The following is a 23110-nucleotide window of genomic DNA, read 5'->3' as shown; positions in this document are numbered from 1 at the left end:
TAATTTTAATATTTACCAATTAATGGATAGTAACGATCTTAAACTTTGCGAAGAAACTTACTTTAATGCATTTTATTTAGAGAACATTCAGCATGCTAGTAATTTTGCGTACTATAAATGTGGTGATAAGGATAATGCATTAGACTTGGTTCAAGATGCATTTTCTAAAATTTGGGAGAATTGTTCTAAAATAGATTTTACAAAGGCAAAAACATATTTATTTACTACAGTTAATAATTTGTTTTTAAATAAAGTGAAGCATAATAAAGTAGTTTTAGAGTATGCAAAAGCCGCTCCTTATGTTGATAAAACAAATGAGAGTCCAGAATACTTATTAGAAGAAGAAGAGTTTAAAGCGAAACTACAAAATGCCATATCATTATTAACTGAAGCGCAACGCGAAGTGTTTTTATTAAACAGAATAGACGGAAAAAAATATAGAGAAATAGCTGAGTTATTAGAGGTTTCTCAAAAAGCAGTTGAAAAAAGAATGTCTGGCGCACTAAAAATATTAAGAGCACATATAGAAAATATTTAATTAGGGTAGGGTAAATATATATATAGGTGTCTTATTTATAGAATGAACTAAAAATGAACAAAGAAAACGACATATTAAAATGGTTTAATGGTGATATATCTACTACTGAAATTAAAAAGCGATATCCCGATGAAGACTTTTCAGCATTGGAAAAAACAGCTTTTTATGCCAAACAAATTGATACGCCTAAAGTGGATGCTCAAAAAGCTTTAGCAGAATTTAAAACTAAAGCTTTTAAGAAAGAAGCTTCTAAAGTAATTCCTTTAAATTTTCAATCGTTTTTAAAAGTAGCTGCTGTTTTAGTAGTTATGTTAACATCGTCTTATTTTTTATTCTTTAACAATACAAAATCGTATTCAACTGAAATTGCACAAACAGAAACGTTTAATCTGCCAGACAATTCAGAAGTTATTTTAAATGCACAATCTAAATTATCCTTTAATAAAAAAGAATGGAAAAATAACAGAAGTCTAGATTTAGAAGGAGAAGCCTTTTTTAAAGTAACAAAAGGCGAAAAATTTACAGTTAATACAGATGCCGGTAGTATTCAAGTATTGGGTACACAATTTAATGTAAAAGAGCGTTCTAATTATTTTGAAGTACAATGTTATGAAGGTTCCGTAAGTGTAACACATAATAAACAAAAAGTGATACTTACACCAGGAAAATCATTTAGAGTTATTAATAACGAAATTGATTTAACTAAAGACTTTAATGCTGAAAACCCATCTTGGTTAGCTAAAGAGTCTTCATTTGATAATGTGCCACTTTGGCAAGTTATTAATGAATTAGAAATTCAATATAATATAATTATTGATGCTTCAAAGGTCGATGTTACTAAAGCTTTTTCAGGAAGCTTTACGCACGTCGATAAAAATATTGCGTTGCAGTCTGTAACCATTCCGCTTAAATTAAGCTATAAAATAAATGGCAATAAAGTTGAGTTCTATGACTATGCTAAGAACTAAATACTTATTAATTTTATTTTCTATCTATTGTTGTTTTTCTTTTGGTTTTCAAACTGAAGAAAGGATGCCTTTATTGGATTTAATGCAGAAATTAGAAAAACAATTTGATGTTAAGTTTTCCTATTCGGTAAATGATGTAAGTGGTGTTTTGGTTAACACACCGAACAAATCTGATACATTAAATCAAATTATTGAGAATTTAAATGCAACCACACTTTTAAATTTTAAATTCCTCAACGAGCGTTATATAACAGTCTCTACCATTAATAAAACCATATCTATTTGTGGTGTTTTGGTTTCAGAAAAAAATAAAGAACCTTTACTTGGGGCTTCGGTTTTAATTGAAAACTCTACAAATGGAGTTGTCTCAGATATTGATGGCACTTTTACTTTGAATGAAGTTGATATAAGTAAAAAGATAATCATATCATTTTTAGGCTTTGAAACACAGATCTTCAAAGCTGTGGATTTAATGTTATTAAGTAATACTTGTAAGACCATAGAAATGCAAATGAAGAATGAAGAACTCAATCAGGTTTTAATATCAAAATTTTTAACCACTGGTTTACAAAAACGCATAGATGGGAGTACTGTTTTAAATACGGAGAAGTTTGGTATTTTACCGGGTCTCACAGAACCAGATATTATGCAATCTATTCAAGCTTTACCAGGAGTAGAAAGTGTTAACGAAAGTATTGCAAACATTAATGTTCGTGGAGGTACAAATGACCAAAATTTAATACTTTGGGATAATATTAAAATGTATCATTCTGGGCACTTTTTCGGACTTATATCAGCTTACAACCCTTATTTAACAAACAAAGTTACAGTTACCAAAAATGGGACTTCAAGTGAGTTTAGTGATGGTGTTTCTAGTACCATTAATATGTCAACAAAAAACAAAATAGGGGATGTTTTTACTGGCGGTTTAGGTATTAATTTAATACATGCCGATGCTTTTTTTGAAATACCATTAAGTAAAAAACTGGCATTGCATGTATCCGGAAGGCGATCATTTACAGATGTTTTTAACTCACCGACTTACGATACTTATTTTGAGCGTAGTTTTCAAGATAGTGAGTTGACTACTAACAGCGATAATATAAGTGAAAGCAACAAGTCGTCAGAGTTTTTCTTTTACGATTATACAGCAAAACTGCTTTTTGATTTTAATGAGAATCATAAATTTAGAGCCAACATTATTGGCATAAATAATAATTTAGATTACACGGAAAGTTATACTAGTACTGATGATGAAACGGAATCTAAAACCAGTAACTTAAAGCAACAAAATTTAGGTATTGGAGCTAGCTGGAATGCACGTTGGAGTACTAAGTTTGCAACAAATTTTAATATGTTTTACTCAAAGTATAATGTTGACGCTGTTGATTACAGAATTGAAACAGACCAAAAACTAACGCAAGCAAATGAAGTATTAGAAACTGGAATTAAGCTTAAAACTAATTTAAAAATTAATACTTACTTAAACCTTTTAAGTGGTTATCAATTTAGTGAAATTGGTATTTTGAACGAAACCACTGTAAGTGTACCTTCTTATGATAAAACTAAAAAGGATGTGTTGTTAAATCATGCAGTTTTTAGTGAAATAGAATTTAAAAAACAGAATACTTACCTCAGATTAGGAGTTCGAGGAAATTATTTTCAAAAATTCAATAAAATTTTAATGGAGCCTAGATTAAATTTTAGGCAAAAACTAAGTCATTATTTTGCATTAAAGTTACAAGGCGAATTTAAAAACCAATCAGCAACTCAGATTATAGATTTTCAAGATGATTTTTTAGGTGTTGAAAACCGACGCTGGATTTTAGCCGATGAAAAAGAAATAAAAATTTCTGAGAGTAAACAAGCGTCTTTTGGTTTAGAATTTAATCAAAACAATTTAGTAATAGATGTAGAAGGTTTTTATAAAGTTGTTGAAGGAATTACAGCTTCTAATCAAGGGTTTTATAATAATTTTCAACATTTAAATGCTGAAGGAAGTTATCATGTAAAAGGAGTAGAATTTCTTATAAATAAAACCGCAAATAAATATAGTACATGGTTAAGTTATACTTATAGTATTAATGATTACAAATTTGAAAGTTTTACACCATCCGTTTTTCCTAACAATGTAGATATTAGACATTCGTTTTCTTTGGCTTTTAATTATGATATTGTAGATGACTTAAAAATATCAATAGGTGGTATTTGGAGATCTGGTCATCCCTATACAAAACCAGTTGAAGGAAATGAGACCATACAGAATGGTAATAACACAGTAGTTAATTATGATTTACCTAATAATGAAAATTTAGATGATTTCATGAGATTAGATACTTCTGTTAAATATAATTTTAATATTTCAAACACCACTAATGCCTCTATAAGTGCAGGAGTTATTAATCTTATTAATAAGAAAAACAGTATTAACAGATATTATGAGGTAGATCCAGAGAACTCTAACTCAGCTATTCAAATAAATAATAAATCCCTTGGTTTAACCCCAAATTTAAGTCTAAGAATAAATTTTTAAAAAAGGAATTATTATGAAAAAATCGATAAAAAGTAATATTTTAACGATTAAATGTTGTTTTATGTGATTTTTTTTATATTTTTGTCAAACCCAAATCTTAAAATAAAATGAAAAAGTTAATGCTACTTATGTTGTTGTTTTTAGCGACAATTACTTCAAAAGCACAAGATATTGATGCTTTATTAACAGCAGGTGTAAAAAATGCTGAACGTTTTGCGAATGATTATTTAATGACAGGTACCAATGGTTTAATGCATAGTATGAATGCTGGTTGGTTTAATACAGCAGATGCAAAACCACTTGGAGGTTTTGAAATTTCAATTATAGCTAATGCAGCTACAATACAAAATAATCATAAATCATTCTTAATGAATATTGCAGATTACAATAGTGATCCAGACCAAGATTTTGTTGTTTCGTTTACAGATGCTTCAACTTCAAAATCTGTAGCAACAGCTTTAGGGGAAAATGATCCAGATATCAATATAGTAGTTACTTATGATGATCCTATTTTAGGACAGCAACAGGAAACCATAACGTTGCCTAGTGGCATAGGTTCTGATACAGCAAACTTATTACCAACAGCTTTTATTCAAGGAGCTATTGGACTTAGTAAAGGCATAGAAGTTAAAGCACGTTTTGTACCCAAAATTGATACGGATGATGTGGATATTAGCATGTATGGTGCCGGATTGCAAATGGAATTTACCAAATGGCTACCTGCCGATAAATTATTGCCTGTCGCCATTTCAGGTTTGATAGCTTATACGCATTTAGATGGTACTTACGATTTAACAGATTCATCTGGAATAAGTGGTAATAATCAACGCATAGAAAATGATACAAATACGTGGTTGTTCCAATTAATTGCATCAACAAAATTACCTGTCATTAATTTTTATGGTGGTTTAGGATATATTAAAGGTAAATCAGAATCCGATTTATTAGGAAGTTATACTATTTCAAATGGACCATTATTATCTCAAACTATTACAGACCCTTTTTCAGTTTCAAGTGAAGCATCAGCGGTTAGAGGTACTATAGGGACAAAATTAAAATTAGGTTTTTTTAGACTTAATGCCGAATATCATTTAGCCGAATTTAATGCATTTTCAGTAGGTTTAAACTTCGGGTTTAGATAGTATTTAAGTTCTCTTTTTATAAAGATGAAAAAAAGATATTTTAATAATTAAAAAAATTTATGTTTTAGTTAGTTTATATTAGTTATTTGAATTTAAAGTGCAAGATTTAATCTTGCACTTTTTTCATTTACAGCATTTAAATTCATACTTTTGTTAACCAAAATAAATAGCTTTTAAAACAAACAAAAGTCATGTTTTAAGTAAATAAAAAGCATGAATTTTGATTAGAATTTATAACAAATCACAAATCATTTAAAAAATAAACTTATGAAAGTTACAGTAGTTGGAGCAGGTGCAGTTGGTGCTAGTTGTGCAGAATATATTGCAATTAAAGATTTCGCTTCGGAAGTTGTTTTATTAGACATTAAAGAAGGCTATGCCGAAGGTAAAGCTATGGATTTAATGCAATGTGCATCTTTAAACGGGTTTGATACTAAAATTACAGGTATCACAAACGATTATAGTAAAACGGCAGATAGTGATATTTGTGTAATCACCTCTGGAATTCCTCGTAAACCAGGAATGACTCGCGAAGAATTAATTGGGATTAATGCAGGTATAGTAAAATCGGTATCGTCAAGTTTAATTGAGTATTCTCCAAACACAATTATTATAGTAGTAAGTAACCCAATGGATACGATGACGTATTTAGTACATAAATCAACAAATCTTCCTAAAAACAGGATTATAGGAATGGGTGGCGCTCTAGACTCTGCTCGCTTTAAATACAGATTAGCTGAAGCTTTAGAAGCTCCAATTAGCGATGTAGATGGTATGGTAATTGGTGGACATAGCGATACTGGTATGGTGCCATTAACATCACACGCCACACGAAACAGTGTAAAAGTATCTGAATTTTTAAGTGAAGACAGATTAAATCAAGTAAAAGAAGATACTAAAGTTGGTGGAGCAACTCTAACTAAATTATTAGGCACTTCAGCTTGGTATGCCCCAGGTGCAGCAGTTTCAGGATTAGTACAAGCTATTGCTTGTGACCAAAAGAAAATGTTTCCATGCTCAGCTTTATTAGAAGGCGAATATGGTTTAAGCGATTTATGTATTGGTGTGCCAGTAATTTTAGGCAGAAATGGTATAGAACGTATTGTAAATATTGAGCTTAGTGATGCCGAAAAAGCACATATGCAACAAAGTGCAGAAGGTGTTAAGAAAACTAATGGCTTACTTGAGTTTTAAAATTAAATCTTATAAAATTAGATATTTATGTAAAGACTGTAGAAATACAGTCTTTATTTTTTATATTTGGCGCATGAAGGCAAAATGGTACATTAGTACTTTTATTATTATTCTTACCCTATTTGGTGCTATTTCTCAGCAGCAAATTACTGTGCCAAATCAAGAAATTGTATTACAGTTTACAAATACTTCAATAACATCTGAGGAGACTCAAAATACTGTTGCCATTGTAAAAAAGCAATTGCAAGATTTAGGTGTTAATAATATTAAAATAAAGGAAGAAGAAAACGGAAAACTTGTAATAACTTATTACAGTGATACAGATGTAGCGAGTATAAAAAAGACCTTTTCAAAAGAAAAAAATCTAACTTTAGATTACGCTTTTAATAATCAAAATCAAGACTCTTCAAAACTTCCTTTTGATAAAAATAAGATTAACTATAATCTCGATATTTATGAAATTCAAAATGAAAGTGATGTTGAATGGGATTTAAATGGCATTTCTGTTGTTGAGTTAAAAGCTGAAAGCAATAGGTTTTTAAACCTAAATATATACGCTTTTATTAATGTTGTTGAAATAAACGAAAGCATTGAAAAAGTAGCTTATAAAATATATTATAATATTGCCATTGCAATAGACAATACTTCATGTAAAATACCAGAAGTTAGAGCTGGACCTTTAGCTTAATTCAATTCATAAAAATTAGCTTTTATCATCAATCCAAGAGCTATCAAAATTATTAAAACATAAAATTGTAAAATCCTACGAGAAAATTCTATATTTGCTCGTTTTAAAATGAAAACAATTTTGAACAAGGTATAGCCTTGTGAATTATTAAATTTGTCATACCTACGAAAGTGGGAAACTAAAACACAAAAAAACACAAAATGCAAAATAAAGGATTAGTAAAATTATTTGCGCTTTTGTTTGGTTTGGTAAGTATTTATCAATTATCATTCACATTCAAAGCCAATCAAATTGAGAGCGAAGCTCAAGAAATCGCTATAAATAAAGTTGCCGATACAGAAGAAAACTACAGAGCAAAAAGAAGTATTGAAGAAACAAACTACCTAGAATCTATAGCTACAGATACCGTTTATAATATAGGTATAGCAAAATTCACTTATAATGAAGTGAAGCAGAAAGCTATGAATCTGGGTTTAGATTTAAAAGGAGGTATTAACGTAATCTTACAAGTATCGGTTAAGGATATTTTAAAAGGATTGGCAAATAATACTAAAGACCCTGTTTTTAACAAAGCATTAGACGATGCAACCGAGCTTCAAAAAGATAGTCAAAATACCTATTTAGAAGATTTTTTCATCGCATTTGATAAAATAAAAGGTGATACCAAATTAGCATCGCCAGATATATTTTATACCAAAGCCTTAGATGGAGAGATTGATGGAAGTATGACAGATGATGAAGTTAAAAGCATCATTGAAACAAAGATTGACGAATCCATAGTGTCTGCTTTCGAAGTATTACGTAAACGTATTGATGAGTTTGGTGTAACGTCTCCAAACATACAACGTTTAGGGAATTCTGGTCGTATTTTAGTAGAGTTACCAGGTGTTAAAGATGTTGAGCGTGCTACAGGATTATTACAAAGTACGGCACAATTAGAGTTTTGGGATGCTTATAAAGGCGAACAATTTTTTCCGTTTTTAGTACAAGCTAATGAGGTTTTAAAAGACATTGTTAAAGTTGATAAAGTTGATGAAGGTGTTGAATCTCAAGATGAAGAAAATGCAGAAGATTCACAAATTGATGCACTTTTAGGAGAAGCTGAAACAGATTCTACGGCAGTTGCAATAGTAAACCCATTATTCGATTTAATAAAAGGTCAAGGCTATCAAGGTGGTCCAGTTATAGCAAGTTTCGAATTAAAAGATAGAGAAACAGTATTAAACTATTTAAGTTTACCACAAGTTAGAGCCTTATTACCAGCAGAGCAACGTTATGCGAAATTTGCATTTGGCAAACCAGACAAGAATAGTGAGCTTGTAGATTTATATGCTTTAGTTGGTAATAGAGAAAATGTACCTCAATTAAGCGGTGCGGTAGTAACGGATGCACGTAACCAATTTGGACCAACAGGGAAATCTGAAGTGTCTATGCAAATGAATGCAAAAGGGGCTAAGATTTGGGAAGAAATGACAGGTAAAGCATTTACTCAAGGGAGTCAAATTGCTATTGTTTTAGATAACATTGTGTATTCAGCTCCAGGTGTAACTACTGGCCCAATTGCTGGAGGTAGTTCTTCAATCTCAGGAGATTTTACATTAAACGAAGCGATAGATTTAGCAAATGTATTGCGTGCAGGTAAATTACCTGCATCAGCAGATATTATTCAAAGTGAAGTGGTAGGACCATCATTAGGTCAAGAAGCTATTGATAGTGGTACTAAATCATTTATGATTGCATTAGCATTAGTTTTACTTTGGATGATTTTTTACTATGGTAAAGCAGGTGGATTTGCAGATGTTGCTATGATATTAAATATCCTATTAATTTTTGGTATTTTATCAGGATTAGGTGCTGTATTAACATTACCAGGTATTGCAGGTATTGTATTAACCATTGGTATGTCGGTTGACGCTAACGTACTTATTTTTGAGCGTATTCGAGAAGAAATAGTTAAAGGGAAAGGGCAAAAAGAAGCTATTCAAGATGGGTTTAAAAATGCCTTATCATCTATTTTAGATGCCAATATTACAACTGGTTTAACGGCATTAATTTTATTTATTTTTGGTACCGGACCAATTAAAGGATTTGCAACTACCTTATTAATTGGTATTGGTACATCGTTATTTACAGCTATTTTTATTACAAGATTATTGGTAGACTGGTATGTAAATAGAGGGGGTAAATTAGACTTCTCAACAGCTATTACTAAAAATTTATTTAGAAATATTAATATTGAATTCTTAAAGAAACGTAAGGTAGCTTATATTATTTCTGCTGTATTCATTATTGTAAGTTTAGGATCTTTATTTACTAATAGTTTAGATCAAGGTGTCGATTTTGTTGGAGGTAGAACCTACCAAGTACGTTTTGCACAAGATGTTAGTGCTTCAGAAATTACATCAACACTTTCTGATGCTTTCGGTAGTGCTGATGCTAAAACCTTTGGTGATGCGAATCAATTAAAAATTACAACTAAGTATAAAGTAAACGAAACTGGAGCTGAGGTTGATGAAGAATTAAGAAAGGCATTATATACAGCATTAATACCACATTTAGATGGCGTGTCTTACGAAGATTTTATTAGTGATGCCGATACGAAAACGGTTGGCTTAATGAAGTATTATAAAGTAAGTCCAACCATTGCCGATGATATTAAACAAGCCTCATTCTGGGCTATTCTAGGCTCTTTAATTGTAGTATTCCTTTATATCTTATTACGTTTTAAGAAATGGCAATACTCATTAGGTGCAGTAGCAGCAGTTTTCCATGATGTATTAATCGTATTAGGTGTATTCTCGTTAACCTATAAGTTTATGCCATTTAGCATGGAAATAGATCAGGCATTTATCGCAGCCATATTAACCGTTATTGGTTATTCACTAAATGATACGGTGGTAGTATTCGATAGAATTCGTGAATTCTTTAATGAGCATACCTCTTGGAAATTTGATAAAGTGGTAAATGTATCATTAAGTAGTACATTAAGTAGAACACTAAATACATCGTTAACAACGTTAGTAGTTTTATTAGCTATCTTTATTTTTGGAGGCGATTCTATTAGAGGCTTTATGTTTGCCTTGATAGTAGGTGTTATAGTGGGTACATACTCATCGTTATTTATTGCAACACCAATAATGTACGATACCGTAAATAAATTAGAAGGAAAAAAGAAGAACGACTAACTCAAATTTTTTTCTTTATAGTGAGAAGCCTATCATGTATTTGATAGGCTTTTTTTATTTACTCATTATTTTATAAAAGAGACTATTAGATTTTTAAAATCTGACAAGTCTAAAGTTTAGGTATAAATCTCTATTTTTAATGGTTTTCTTTTAAAAACTCTTTAGGGAATTTAGATTTAAACCTATTTAATCTAGGGATAGATACATTTCTAATATAAGAATTGTTTGGATTCAATTTCTCGTAATTTTGGTGATAATCTTCGGCTACCCAAAATTTTTGAAAAGGATATATTTCGGCTGCAATTTTAGCATTTAATGTTTTCGCTAACGCTTCTTTTTTCTTTAGAATAATTTGTTTTTGAGTTTCATTTTGATAAAAAATAATAGAACGGTATTGCGAGCCTATATCATTGCCTTGTCCGTTTACTTGTGTAACATTCTGTGAAGCAAAATATACATCAACTAAAGTTTTAAAACTTACAATTTTTGGATCGTAAATTATTTCAACAGCTTCGGCATGACCTGTTCTTCCAGTATTACTTGATGCGTAAGTTGGGTTTTTTGTATGTCCGCCAGCATATCCAGAAATAGATTCTTCAACGCCTTTAACACTTTCGTAAATAGCTTCAACACACCAAAAACAACCGCTAGCAAAATAAGCGCGAGCTTTGCCATTTTTGATGGGTACTTCTATAGGTTTGGCATTAATTACTTCTTGTTGTTGTTTGTTAACCTGTGCTGTGTTTTGGCAACTAAATAATAAGGTTACGATAAATAAAGGAATCAATTTATTCATTTGTGTTTTTCTTTTTTTCAATAGACGAATAAAAATACAAAACCTTAATAATTAGTGTGTGAAAGTTTTATTAAATAAAAAAGCCTTTCGTTACGAAAGGCTTTTAAAATTTATGTTTTTAAACTAAAATTAAAGTTTCGAAAACATTTTTTCCATTTTTGCTTTTTGTTCATCTGCTAAAGCAGCATCAACTAAAATACGACCACTATGCTCGTCTGTAATTACTTTTTTACGTGAAGCAATTTCTACTTGAACTTGTGGTGGAATAGTAAAGAAAGAGCCTCCAGAGGCACCTCTTTCAATAGCTACTACCGCTAAACCATTTTTAACGTTTTTGCGAATTCTGTTATAAGCAGCTACTAAACGCTCTTCAATCTGCATTTTATAATCTTCAGATTTTGAGATTAAAGCTTTTTCCTCTTTTTCTGTCTCTGCTAAAATAGCATCTAACTCATTCTTTTTATGTTTAAGATGATTTTCTCGCTCTTTTACACGTTCTTTAGTCTCAGCTATAACTTCTTTTTTCTGCTCTATTTGAGCCTTAAATTCTTTAATATGCTTTTCAGCTAATTGAATTTCTAATTCTTGAAATTCAACTTCTTTAGTAAGCGAATTAAACTCTCTGTTATTTCTAACATTTTTTTGTTGCTCGCTATACTTTTTAATTAAGGCTTTAGCTTCTTCAATAAGATTTTTCTTTGAAGTAATATCGTTATCAATTACTTCTAAACTAGCCATAAGTTTTTCTAACCTAATGTTTAGTCCAGCAACTTCATCTTCTAAATCACGAACTTCTAATGGAAGTTCTCCACGAACATTTCTTATTTCATCTATACGAGAGTCAATGAGTTGTAAATCGTATAAAGCTCTTAAGCGCTCTTCTACAGTTACTTCTTTCTTTTTAGCCATACTTTAAAAATACTTAACAGGATTGGTATTTGTCTTTGATAAAACGACTGCAAAATTAGTAATTTTTTTTGTAAGATATGCTACTAAAAGGTTTTTTGTGAACTGTTCGCTTTCATAATGTCCAATATCTGCCAAAAGTATGCTGCTTTCTGCCATAAAAAAATCATGATATTTTAAATCGGCAGTTATAAATGCATCAGCACCAGAGGCTTTAGCTGCTTGAATTGCAAAACTACCTGAACCACCTAAAACAGCTACTTTTTTTATGGGTTTGTTTGTGAAATCAGAATATCTAATACATGCGGTATTCATTTTAGTTTTTACATGATTTAAAAAGTTTGATACTTCCATTGCTTCTTTAAATTCGCCAATCATACCCATACCAATATTTTGGTTGTTATTTTCTAAAGTTGTTATTTCATACGCAACTTCTTCATAACTATGTGTTTTAAAAAGTGTTTTGAGTATTTTAGATTCAATATGCTTAGGGAAAGTGATAGATATTTGAGTTTCTTCTTCGGTATGTAAAATGTCTTTTTTACCAATAGTTGGATTTGAATTTTCGTTGCCTTTGTATGTTCCTAGTCCTTCAATATTAAAGCTGCAATCATTATAATTACCAATACTTCCTGCACCCACATTAAATAAAGCGGTTCGTAATTGTTCTGCTTCATTTTTTGGCACATAAGTTGTTAATTTTTTTATGGTTTTGCTTTGGGGAATTAAAATTTGTTTATTTGTTAATTCTAATTGATTACAAATCATATCGTTTACACCTTGTAAAGCATTATCTAAAGCTGTATGTATGGCGTAAATAGCAATATCGTTTTTAATAGCTTTTAAAACTACACGTTCTACATAATTTTTACCAGTGAGTTTTTTTAAACCTTTAAAAATAATAGGATGAAAACTAACAATGAGGTTGCAGTTTTTTTCAATAGCTTCGTCTACAACGGTTTCAAGTGTGTCTAAAGTGGCTAAAACACCAGTTATTTTTGCGCTTTTATCACCTACTAAAAGCCCCACATTATCAAAATCTTCGGCGTAAACTAAAGGTGCGAGTGTTTCTAAATGGTTTATGACATCTTGAACTATCATATTATTTTTTTTGTATTGATTTAAAACAAATATAAATATTATATTTTCGTAGCTGTGAAGCTAATTAGAAAAATATTATTTCCATTTGTTCCTATATATTATTTAGTGACTTGGTTGCGAAACAAATTATATGATTTAGGAATTAAAAAATCTGTGTCGTATAATTTTCCTGTGCTATGTGTTGGAAATTTAAGTGTTGGTGGCACTGGTAAAACGCCAATGATTGAGTATTTAATTAAACTACTTAAAAATGATTTTAATGTAGCTACTTTAAGTCGAGGTTATAAACGTAAAACAAAGGGGTTTCAATTGGCTGATGTGCATTCGACTGCTGAATCTATTGGTGATGAGCCTTTTCAGTTTTATAATAAGTTTAAAAATGATGTTTTAGTAGCTGTTGATTCGGATAGAAATAATGGCATTAAAAACTTAAGAAATTTAGAAAATAAACCTGAAGTTATTTTACTCGACGATGCATTTCAGCATCGTAAAGTAAAAGCTGGGTTTAATATTTTGTTAACGACTTACAGCAATATTTATACTGAAGATTTTATGTTGCCAACAGGTAATTTACGAGAACCTAAAAGTAGTGTAAAAAGAGCTAATATTATAGTTGTTACTAAGTGCCCGAATGATTTAAAAGAGGCTGAGAAAGTTGTAATTTTAAATAAATTAAAGTTGCAAAGTTATCAGTTTGCTTTTTTTAGCTCAATTGCGTATTCAAATGAAGTTTTTTCTAAAGATACTTCTAAAAACCTTGAATCTTTGTATGATTTTACTCTGGTTACAGGAATAGCAAATGCAAAACCTTTAGTTGATTTTTTAAAAGCTAAAGATTTGAGATTTGAACATTTAAACTTTAAAGATCATCACGAGTTTTCGCAACAAGAAATTTTTCAATTAGAAAAGCAACGATTAATTATTACTACCGAAAAAGATTATATGCGATTAAAGCAGTACGAATCTTTAAAAGATAAATTGTTTTATTTGCCAATAACTATTGTTATAGATAATAAGATAAAGTTTAATGAATTAATTAAGCAAGCAGTTAAGCACTAGTTGAAGAGTTCTTTTTTGAAGCTAATGCATTATAGAGTTTTTTCTCAAACTCTTCTTGCTTGAATGGTTTAGGTATAATGTCTGTAAAACCAGCTTCTTCAAACTCATGCATTTTATCTTCAATAGTTACAGCGGTTAATGCAAAAATAGTTAGTTCTTTATCAAAACTTCTAACAATTTTGGTAGCTTCAATTCCGCTTATACCAGGCATGTGTATATCCATCAAAATAATGTTATACGCATTGGTTTTAATCATTTCTACAGCAGCCTCACCATTATCAATAATATCGCATTTAAGATTCATTTTAGTAAGAATCTTTTTAGTTATCATTTGATTTATTTTATTATCCTCAACTACTAAAATTTTAACATTAGCTAAGTCTAATTCACTAGTGTCACCGCTAAAATAAGTTGGTGCTTTTTCTTTAATTTCTTCTACAGATGTGTATTCTAAAGGAATTTCAAAATAAAAAGTTGTGCCTTGTCCTAATTCACTTTTTAAATAAATATCCCCTTTTAAAATTTCAATTAAACCTTTAACAATCGAAAGGCCTAAACCAGTACCCCCATATTTTCTATTAATTTGGATAGAGCCTTGAGAGAAACTTTCAAACATATTGTCTTGCTTTTCTTGGCTAATACCAATACCATTGTCTTCTACTTCAAAACGTAAAGTATAAGTATTATTACTTTGGTCAATTTTATAAACTCTAATCCAAATATCTCCATCTTTTGTAAATTTAATAGAGTTACCAATTAGGTTTATTAGTATTTGAGAAATTTTTAACTGATCTGCTATAAAGTTTTCAGGTAAATCTGCATCGTACTCAAAATGAATTTTAATATTGTTATCTGAGGCTGAGTTATTTAATGCTAAAACAATATTGTTTATTTTCTTTTTTAAGTTGAAAGATTCTGGCTCGATATCTACTTTATTCGCTTCAATTTTATTTATTTGAAGAATATCATTAATAAATGTAAGTAAATAATCTCCTGAAAATTTAAGTGATTTTAAATGCTGAATTTGTTCTGGCTTAGGGTTTTCATCTAGTAGCATATTGCTTAAACCTGTTACAGCATATAAAGGTGTACGTAATTCGTGTGTTACTGTTGATAAGAAGTTGGCTTTGGTTTTTGAGGCTAATTCTGCTTTTTCTTTGGCAATTATTAATTCTGCATTTTTTTTATGCAACATATTGTTTGTTTTTAACCTTATGTTATTGTTTTTGTAAAGCGATAAGGTTAATAGGGATAATATAGTAATTAAGGCGACACTTAATATTGATATTAATGTACTTAAATCGTTTTTGTTATTAGCTTCTTCTAATTCTTCGGCTTGTCTTTTATTTTCCTCAGTTTTATCTGCAATTAAATACTGAACCTTTTTATCTGGTGATAAATTTGCTCGTTTAACAGCTCTAAGAGAATCTGATAGTTTTATATGTGCTTTTAAATAATTATTTGATAGTTTATAATCTCCAATGTTTTGATTTATCTCACTTAAAATTAAATAGCCATCATTTAAAATATTGGCATATTTATTTTCTTTTGCAATTTGTATACCTTCACTAGCAAACTCTAAAGCCTTTTCATTATCACCTAAAACACTATATATTTTGCCGTGATTTACTAATCCGTTACTTTGAATTTTTAAATAGTTATTCCTTTTTGCTAATGCAACTGCTTGCTCATTAAGTACTCTAGCTTTTCTAAAGTTTTTTAAACGCATATAAGTTTTTGCTTCGGCAAGTAAAACTTCACCTAAATTTTCGTTTAGTTCTTCTTCTTGAAATTTAGATTTTGCAGCGGTATATTGATCTAATGCTTGATAATAGTTGTTTTTACTTAAATAAATATCGCCAAAAACTTTACGAGATTTACCAATATTTATATTATCGTTTATTATATTTTGTACTTCTATGGCTTTATTTATAGATTTTATAGCATTATCTTCTTCTTCTATAATAAGTTGTAGTTCTCCTTTTATTGTATAAATAATGCCTTCGCTTTTTTTGTTGTTAGCATTTATTGCAATTTCTAAAGCCTCGTCAAGTTTTTTTTGGGCTTCGTAATAGTCGTATTTTTCTATATCGTATTTAGCTTGTGTAATACGATAGTCTATGTTGTTTTGAATAATTTCAGGATCGTTTTCAATAGTGTTTTGAGAGTACAAGCTGAAGCTTATCAACATTAAAAAAGCATATATGTAATTTTTTATCTGGGGCATTTATATTTAATATTCTCGACAAATATAATTATTTTATCGATAAAAGCACATTTTTTTCCGACAAATTACACATTAAGTCGATTATTCTTTTAGAATACCCTGTTTCATTATCGTACCAACCTATTATTTTTACCATATTTCCAATAACAGATGTCATTTGAGAATCAAATATACAAGAATGTGCGTTTCCAACAATATCTATTGAAACTATTGGGTCTTCCGTATATTCTATAATGTCTCTATATTGATTTTTTGATGCTTCTTTGAAGGCATTATTTATGCTTTCAATAGTAACTTCTTTTTTTACATTAAAAGTAATGTCTGTTAGCGAGCCATTTATGACAGGGACTCTAATACCGCAACCTCCAATGACATTAGCAAGATTGGGAAAAATTTTTGTTAATGCTTTAGCTGCACCAGTTGTTGTTGGTACAATAGATTGACTGGCTGCTCTTGACCGACGTAAATCGCGATGTGGTTGATCGTGTAAACTTTGATCTGTTGTGTATGAGTGTACTGTTGTTATGTAAGCTTGATTAATACCACAAAGTTTATTGATTACATCAATCATTGGTGCTGCATTGTTGGTTGTGCACGAGGCGTTTGAAATAATGGTCTCTGTACCATCAATAATAGTATCATTTACACCAAGTACAATAGTTTTAATATCATCTTCTATAGGTGGTACGCTTAAAATAACACGTTTTGCGCCATTATCTATATGATGTTGTAAATCGAGTACGGTTTTAAATTTTCCCGAAGCTTCAATTACAAAATCAATGTTAAAAGGCGTCCAATCTATTTGTTTTGGATGGTTAGAATTTAAAAGCGGAATTTTTTTATTATTTACAATAATATGCTTCTCATCATGAGAAATAGTACCGTTAAACAATCCGTGAACACTATCGTATTTAAGTAAATGGCTTAAAGTTTTTGTGTCTGCTAAATCGTTTACAACAACAACTTGTATATTTTTATAGTCTTGTAGTAATCTAAAAACACGCCTGCCAATTCTCCCAAAACCATTAATGGCAACTTTAATCATAAATAATTAATTAATGTGTTTTTGAGCTTTATATGACGAGCGTACCAAAGCACTACTTTCTACATAACGAAAACCTAACTCTAAACCAATATCTTCAAATTCTTTAAACTGATCTGGATTTATAAATTGTTTTACAGGTAAATGCTTTTTACTCGGTTGCAGGTATTGTCCAATAGTTACCACATCTACATCGTTGGCTTTTAAATCTTGAAGTGTTTCTATCACTTCTTCTCTAGTTTCACCCAAACCAAGCATAATGCCAGATTTTGTTCTGCGTTGCCCTTGTTGTTTTAAATATTTTAAAACGCCTAAGCTTCTATCATATTTTGCTTGTATACGTACTTCGCGTGTTAGACGTTTAACAGTTTCAATATTATGAGACACTACTTCTGGTGCGACATCAATAATTCTATCGATATGTTGTTCAATGCCTTGAAAATCTGGAATTAAAGTTTCTAAAGTTGTTTTAGGATTCATTCTGCGAACTGCTTTTACAGTTTCTGCCCACATAATACTTCCCATATCTTTTAAGTCGTCTCTATCAACACTAGTTAAAACGGCATGTTTAATTTTCATTAATTTAATAGAGCGTGCTACTTTTTCGGGTTCGTCCCAATCTACCGTTTCTGGTCGTCCTGTTTTTACACCACAAAACCCGCAAGATCGTGTACAAATATTACCTAAAATCATAAAAGTTGCAGTGCCTTCTCCCCAGCATTCCCCCATGTTTGGGCAGCTTCCAGAGGTGCAAATAGTATTTAATTTATATTTATCTACTAAACCCCTTAATTCGGTATATTTTTTTCCTGTTGGAAGTTTAACACGAAGCCATTTAGGTTTTGCTTGTCTTTCTGGTAATATATTTGAAGCTGTATCTGTGTTCATCTAAATATCGTAATTTCAAAAGCACAAAGATACAAAGTATTCTATTAAAAGTATGTTATAAAGTAGTTAGAAACCATACACTAAAACCTATTAAAAAAGCAATTCCAAGCGAGCTTAAAGCATGTAATTTCTTTGATGGATGCCATTCTTTAGGTGTATGTTTACTAGAAATAAGTATATAATTTACTATGGCAAAAAATGGTGCTGTTAAGAATGATAGTATAGTAGCAATTTTAATAAGTAAACCCATTTCTGAAGCTAAAAAAATAAAAATGCCAATAGTTCCTAATGAAAGTAATACTATCCAGAATAGATAACCAAAATTTGTATGTTTTTCAAAAAGTAGTTTTGTTGTTTTTGCCATGGCTCTAGGTGTAGCATCTAGCGTTGTTAAAGTTGTACTAAACATAGTTGTAAAAGCTGCAATACCAATAATAATATATGCCCAACTCCAATTACCTAAACTGGTTTTGTACATATTTATTAGCTGACTAGAAAATTTACTTGCTGAATTACTAAATGATTCTCCACTGTTAAACATAACTAATGCACCTAATAGTAAAAAACCTATTCCTAAAATAATGGTACTAATATAACCAACATTAAAATCAAATATAGCGGATTTCGTCCCAAACTTTTTAATATTTTTTTTCTTTTCTACAACCCAAAGTGAGTTAATTACAGAAATATCTAATGGAGCAGGCATCCAGCCCATAAAGGCTATTAAAAATGCAATTTCAATACTGTTTTTTGGAAGTACTTGATTAAAATTAATAGGTTCTGTATTATTAATTAATGCTAAACTTACTGCTAAAATTGTAGTAATAGTTAATATTATAATTATAACCTTCATAAGGTTATCTAATAATTTATATTTCCCAGCAATAAGCAGGGTTAAACAAATAATTATAATAATAACAGTCCATATTTCTATACTAAAAAAATTTCCAAATAGTGATGAAGCTAAACCTGCGGTTACTATAGTTACTGCCGTTTGAATTGTAAACATTGTTGCAAAAGTTATAATATAGTAAGTAACTAAAACGCCTTTTCCTAATTTTTTGTAACCATCCAAAAGGCTTTCTCCAGTAGCAGATGCATATCTTGGTCCAAATTGAAAAAAGGGATATTTAAATAAGTTTATTAATAGCAATGCCCATAATAAACCCAAGCCAAAATCGGCACCAGCACGAGTAGATTGTACTAAATGTGAAACACCTATAGCTGCACCAGCAAATAGCAAACCAGGACCAAGGTTTTTGAGTTTGCTAATCATTACTTTTTATTAATAATTTCTGCCAATAACTTTTTAGCGCGAAGAAGCTTAACTTTAACATTATTTATTGGTTCTTTAAGTTCTGCTGAAATTTCTTTATAGCTTAACTCTTGAAAATACCTTAAATTTATAACTTCTTGATAATGAGGTTTTAGTTTTTTGATATCTAGAAGTAATTTGGCTAAATGTTGCTCGGTAATTAACTTATCTTCAGGTGAAGGTGATTCGTCTAAAACTTTAAATGCGTCTCTGTTATTTTTTGAAATAACTTGAGTGATTGAGTTTTTTTCCTTCCGCAGTAAATCAATATGAATATTTTTTGAAATGGTAATTAACCAGGTTTTAAACTTGTAATTATCATCAAACGTTTTAATTTTATCAAAAGCTTTTGAGAATGTTTGAATGGTTATATCTTCAGCATCATTCTCATTTTCAGTACGTTTTAATTGAAATCCATAAACGTTATCCCAAAACATATCCAATAAATAGTTGAATGCTTTTTGATCATTTTTTTTAGCGCGTTTTATTGCTTCCTCTATTTCCAATGGTTAGGTTTTGAAATAAGATTGTTTATAAAGATAGTTAATTGTATAATAATTAAAAAGATTTCTAAGAAAGGAATCAAAATCAAAAGGTCTTCTTCATTTAATTTTTTTGTTGAAAACCCAATAGTAAAATATTGCACAATGATTCGTAATAAAAGTAAAGAAATTACTATTTGCCAATTAAAATGAAACACCAATAATATTGAAGCTAAAACCCAGAACAGTAAGTTTAAAAGATAGATTAAAACCAATAAAATTTTATGGTTTAGTTTATAATATTTGGCTGTAGAAACATGTCGCCTTTTCTGTTTAAACCAGTTGTTAAATGTTGTTTCTGGATTAGATTTTGTAAAACTATGTTTTGAAAAACAAATTGAAGTATTGGTTGTGTTCGAAGCTTGGTTTATAAATAAATCATCATCACCAGATCGAACTTTCATATGACTCATAAAGCCATTTGTATTAAAAAATTCGGTTTTAGTATAAGCTAAATTTCTACCAACACCCATATAAGGAATACCAATTTTCGCAAACGAAAAATATTGAATAGCAGTAATTAAGGTTTCAAACCGAATAAGTTTATTTAAAAATGAATTTTTAATTTTTAAATACGCACCATAACCTAGAACAATTGTCTTTTTTGTGTTAAAATGAGAACACATTTCAGTAATCCAATGTTTTGAAACTGGTTTACAGTCAGCATCTGTAAATAATAAATGATTATGTTTAGCCGCTTTTATACCTAGTGTTAAGGCATATTTTTTATTACCCCAAAAGGCTTCGTTGTTTTTTACATCAACTATTTTTATGTTAGAATGTTGTAATGAAAACGTTTCCATAACTTGAAGTGTTTCATCGTGTGAAGCATCATTGATTAATACAATCTCAAAAGTTGAATACTCTTGAGATATAATTGAAGGTAAAAATATTTTTAAATTTTCAGCTTCATTTTTGGCGCAAATAATAACTGAAACAGGAAGGCTTTGTAGAGCACTCTTCTTTTGTTTTAGAAAAGCAAATTGTCCTAAAATAAATAAATAATAAATAACTTGAAATAAAACTACAACAATAAATGTGTAGAATAAATAATCAAGAAAACCCATAAACAATTAAGAGTGTTGAGGTTCATTACAGTCACTAAATTGATCAGGCGTTTTTCCACAAAAACCACAAGCTTCTCCATTTTTATTTAACACAGGGTTTTGACTTGCACAAGTGCCAGCAAATTTGCCATCTTTTTTTGCCCAAATTTTTATGGCAATCCCAGCAATTGCTATACCTAGTAAAGCAATGGTAATTAAAAGGAGTTTCATTTAGATAAAATTATTTTGTGCAAAGATAAAGCTTTTAACACTAATTTTTAAAGCGTTTAATGTGTTTAATGTGACATTGTTGCTTTTTCGTGTCTAATGTTTAATTATTATATTTAATCATCTAACCATTAAAATTATTTAATTATGAAAAAATTATTTGCAGAATTTTTTGGAACATTTTGGCTTGTTTTTGGAGGCTGTGGTAGTGCTATTTTTGCTGCTGGTTATCCAGATTTAGGAATAGGTTTTGTAGGCGTTTCTTTAGCGTTTGGACTTACAGTTTTAACTATGGCTTATGCTGTTGGACATGTATCTGGAGCACATTTTAATCCTGCGGTGTCTTTAGGTTTGTGGGCAGGAGGTAAGTTTCCTGCAAAAGATTTATTTGGTTATATTATTGCTCAAGTTATTGGTGCTATTGCAGCAGCAGGCGTATTATACTTAATAGTTTCTGGTAAGTCTGATTTTACCGATGTTGGTGGTTTTGCTGCCAATGGTTATGGTGATTTGTCTCCAGGAGGTTATAATATGGCCTCTGTTTTGGTTACTGAATTTGTTTTAACCATGTTTTTCTTATTAATTATTTTAGGAAGTACGTACCCTAAGGCACCTAAAGGGTTTGCAGGTATTGCAATTGGTTTAGCTTTAACGCTAATACATTTAATAAGTATTCCAATTTCTAATACGTCTGTTAATCCTGCGCGCTCAACAAGTCAAGCATTATTTGCTGGCGGTGATTTTACTGGTCAATTATGGTTATTTTGGGTAGCTCCAATTGCGGGCGCCATAATTGCAGGTTTTATTCACAAAGCTTTTTTTGATAAAGAGTAGTGAAAATTAAAAATTTTATAGCATAAAAAAAGCCTCATTTTATTTAATAAAATGAGGCTTTTTATTTTTAACTATCGCTATTAATCTTATTGCAAGCTAATTTGTGCTACAGAATTTTCTACAGATGCAATACTATTTCCACCTTTAGGCTCAATAGTAATTTTTAAAGCTAATGCGTCTTCTGTATAAGGAAGTGATTTGAGCTGTCTGTCCGACTCACTTAAAATGCCTAAACTCACCATTTTACCTTGCAACTCAGCCCAAATTTGATAGCATTGCTCTTCTGGTAATTGAGGTAGAGAAACTACATCAATCATAGATGTTTTTTCTTTAGGGTTTATGTAAGCTACAGTTTTTAAATCTTTTGCACGCTCGTTTCCTTTAATAATGTATTTTTCGGTTTCAGGATTATTGAGCTTTAAAAGTTGTCTCATCACATTATCAAGCATTTTATTGTTTTGTGCAATATCACTACGTAAATCAAAAATTTCATCTACAACTACTTGGTTTTCTTCAGAGAGTTTTTGATTTTGAGAGTAAAACAAATAAGATGTCCCAGCAAAAATTAATGCAGCAATACTAGCAGCAACACTAAATTTATACCATTTCTTAGATTTGTATGAGGTGTTTAATTTAACAACAGGTTTCTCATCAAGGGCTTCTAAAATATTATTTAAGATGCCTTTAGGAGCTTCAACAGCATTGCTTTTTGCAACTACTTCTAAGTTGTATTGTAATGTGTTGTATGTGTTCTGTACTTCTGGGTATTTTAAAATATAAGTTTCAACCATTTCTGCTTCAGCAGAAGTAGTTTCACCTAGTAGATATTTTTCCAATAGGCCAGAACTTAAAAAAGTATTTATTTTCTCATTCATGAC

20 protein-coding genes are annotated in these 23110 nt (G+C 30.2%); 9 read left to right on the top strand and 11 right to left on the bottom strand.

The features are described from left to right. Positions 1-22: 22 nt before the first annotated feature. From AADI82_RS00240 to secDF, 7 genes are all read left to right on the top strand, one after another. Positions 23-538, top strand: a complete 516-nt coding sequence (locus AADI82_RS00240) for a sigma-70 family RNA polymerase sigma factor (RefSeq protein ID WP_341214460.1) — start codon at positions 23-25, stop codon at positions 536-538. A 53-nt stretch (positions 539-591) separates the two neighbouring features. After that, entirely contained in the window at positions 592-1506 is a 915-nt protein-coding gene (locus tag AADI82_RS00235; RefSeq protein ID WP_341214459.1) for a FecR family protein, read from the top strand. Further along, complete coding sequence (locus AADI82_RS00230) at positions 1466-4039, top strand: carboxypeptidase-like regulatory domain-containing protein (protein WP_341214458.1); 2574 nt, start codon at positions 1466-1468, stop codon at positions 4037-4039. The genes AADI82_RS00235 and AADI82_RS00230 overlap by 41 nt, the downstream gene beginning before the upstream one ends. Positions 4040-4146: 107 nt before the next feature. Beyond that, a complete protein-coding gene (locus AADI82_RS00225) occupies positions 4147-5181 on the top strand; it encodes a DUF6588 family protein (protein WP_341214457.1) in 1035 nt (344 codons plus the stop codon). Positions 5182-5448: 267 nt separating this feature from the next. Then, entirely contained in the window at positions 5449-6375 is a 927-nt protein-coding gene (gene mdh, locus AADI82_RS00220) for a malate dehydrogenase (RefSeq protein ID WP_341214456.1), read from the top strand. A gap of 73 nt (positions 6376-6448) precedes the next feature. Beyond that, entirely contained in the window at positions 6449-7063 is a 615-nt protein-coding gene (locus AADI82_RS00215; protein WP_341214455.1) for a hypothetical protein, read from the top strand. A 200-nt stretch (positions 7064-7263) separates the two neighbouring features. Beyond that, positions 7264-10248: a protein translocase subunit SecDF gene (gene secDF, locus AADI82_RS00210; RefSeq protein WP_341214454.1), complete on the top strand. Its 2985-nt coding sequence runs from the start codon at positions 7264-7266 to the stop codon at positions 10246-10248. 136 nt (positions 10249-10384) lie between these two features. On the opposite strand, the gene msrA is transcribed toward secDF, so the two are convergent. From msrA to AADI82_RS00195, 3 genes are all read right to left on the bottom strand, one after another. Beyond that, positions 10385-11044 (bottom strand): peptide-methionine (S)-S-oxide reductase MsrA, encoded by a 660-nt coding sequence (msrA, locus tag AADI82_RS00205; protein ID WP_341214453.1) that lies wholly within the window; start codon positions 11042-11044, stop codon positions 10385-10387. Positions 11045-11173: 129 nt separating this feature from the next. Further along, entirely contained in the window at positions 11174-11953 is a 780-nt protein-coding gene (locus AADI82_RS00200; protein WP_341214452.1) for a C4-type zinc ribbon domain-containing protein, read from the bottom strand. 3 nt (positions 11954-11956) lie between these two features. Further along, positions 11957-13051, bottom strand: coding sequence for a Nif3-like dinuclear metal center hexameric protein (locus AADI82_RS00195; protein ID WP_341214451.1), 1095 nt, complete (start codon positions 13049-13051; stop codon positions 11957-11959). A 54-nt stretch (positions 13052-13105) separates the two neighbouring features. Here AADI82_RS00195 and lpxK point away from each other — a divergent pair, with 54 nt between their 5' ends. Then, entirely contained in the window at positions 13106-14110 is a 1005-nt protein-coding gene (gene lpxK, locus AADI82_RS00190) for a tetraacyldisaccharide 4'-kinase (RefSeq protein WP_341214450.1), read from the top strand. Here the strand turns inward: lpxK and AADI82_RS00185 are convergent. The 7 genes from AADI82_RS00185 to AADI82_RS00155 are packed head-to-tail and all read right to left on the bottom strand — an operon-like array spanning position 14100 to position 21401. Continuing rightward, positions 14100-16337, bottom strand: a complete 2238-nt coding sequence (locus AADI82_RS00185) for an ATP-binding protein (RefSeq protein ID WP_341214449.1) — start codon at positions 16335-16337, stop codon at positions 14100-14102. The two genes, lpxK and AADI82_RS00185, sit on opposite strands and share 11 nt — an antisense overlap. A 28-nt stretch (positions 16338-16365) precedes the next feature. After that, the gene (gene gap / locus AADI82_RS00180; protein WP_341214448.1) at positions 16366-17382 is read right to left on the bottom strand and encodes a type I glyceraldehyde-3-phosphate dehydrogenase; all 1017 of its coding nucleotides are present in this window, start codon (positions 17380-17382) and stop codon (positions 16366-16368) included. Between the two features lie 6 nt (positions 17383-17388). Further along, positions 17389-18267 carry a lipoyl synthase gene (gene lipA / locus AADI82_RS00175; protein WP_341214447.1) on the bottom strand — a complete coding sequence of 293 codons (879 nt, stop codon included), beginning with the start codon at positions 18265-18267 and terminating at the stop codon, positions 17389-17391. A gap of 55 nt (positions 18268-18322) precedes the next feature. Beyond that, the gene (locus tag AADI82_RS00170) at positions 18323-19543 is read right to left on the bottom strand and encodes an Nramp family divalent metal transporter (protein ID WP_341214446.1); all 1221 of its coding nucleotides are present in this window, start codon (positions 19541-19543) and stop codon (positions 18323-18325) included. Continuing rightward, a complete protein-coding gene (locus tag AADI82_RS00165; protein WP_341214445.1) occupies positions 19543-20088 on the bottom strand; it encodes a sigma-70 family RNA polymerase sigma factor in 546 nt (181 codons plus the stop codon). The genes AADI82_RS00170 and AADI82_RS00165 overlap by 1 nt, the downstream gene beginning before the upstream one ends. Then, positions 20079-21191 carry a glycosyltransferase gene (locus AADI82_RS00160; RefSeq protein WP_341214444.1) on the bottom strand — a complete coding sequence of 371 codons (1113 nt, stop codon included), beginning with the start codon at positions 21189-21191 and terminating at the stop codon, positions 20079-20081. The genes AADI82_RS00165 and AADI82_RS00160 overlap by 10 nt, the downstream gene beginning before the upstream one ends. A 6-nt stretch (positions 21192-21197) precedes the next feature. Continuing rightward, positions 21198-21401, bottom strand: a complete 204-nt coding sequence (locus AADI82_RS00155; protein WP_341214443.1) for a membrane or secreted protein — start codon at positions 21399-21401, stop codon at positions 21198-21200. A 144-nt stretch (positions 21402-21545) separates the two neighbouring features. Here AADI82_RS00155 and aqpZ point away from each other — a divergent pair, with 144 nt between their 5' ends. After that, positions 21546-22232, top strand: a complete 687-nt coding sequence (gene aqpZ / locus AADI82_RS00150) for an aquaporin Z (RefSeq protein ID WP_341214442.1) — start codon at positions 21546-21548, stop codon at positions 22230-22232. A gap of 86 nt (positions 22233-22318) precedes the next feature. Here aqpZ and AADI82_RS00145 read toward each other — a convergent pair whose 3' ends face one another. Beyond that, positions 22319-23107 (bottom strand): anti-sigma factor, encoded by a 789-nt coding sequence (locus AADI82_RS00145; protein WP_341214441.1) that lies wholly within the window; start codon positions 23105-23107, stop codon positions 22319-22321. Positions 23108-23110 lie beyond the last annotated feature (3 nt).

Origin of the sequence: uncultured Wocania sp., assembly GCF_964021735.1 — a bacterium.
Lineage (GTDB): Bacteria > Bacteroidota > Bacteroidia > Flavobacteriales > Flavobacteriaceae > Wocania_A.
The sequence above is the reverse complement of the archived record's forward strand: the minus strand, read 5'-3'. Positions and strand labels throughout refer to the sequence as shown.